The sequence below is a fragment of the Aliivibrio sp. S3MY1 genome (assembly GCF_028765575.1).
GTDB lineage: Bacteria > Pseudomonadota > Gammaproteobacteria > Enterobacterales > Vibrionaceae > Aliivibrio.
The window spans coordinates 1-313 of record NZ_JARACO010000138.1; the positions used below are offsets into that span (position 1 = coordinate 1).

Below are 313 nucleotides of genomic sequence, written 5' to 3' on the forward strand. Positions count from 1 at the left end.
TTTTCTTATAAGTATGCTTCGGTATTTGCGTACTTACTAAATTAAGTAATTTCATTAACTTAGTGGCACGGTAGCGGCTAAGTGGTATCCCTCTCTGGGATACCATTTTTGCTATACTTCTCGCCCCAGCAGAGCCATTACTAATGCTATGTACTTCTTTAACTTCTGAGTATAACTCTAATAACTCACCGTCAACGTTTCTTGGTTTTGCCTTCCAATACTTATAACTACTCCGATGAATACCAAAGGTTTCACAAAGAATGCTTATACTGTGGCTCTGCCTGAGTTTATCTATTAATGCGAATTGTTCAGA

At 37.7% G+C, this 313-nt stretch carries 1 protein-coding gene; it reads right to left on the bottom strand.

Features of this window, described 5'->3' with window-relative positions:
• Positions 1 to 313, bottom strand: a 313-nt coding sequence (locus PVK62_RS17590; protein ID WP_338000270.1) for an IS3 family transposase, incomplete at both ends; no start/stop codon positions are given.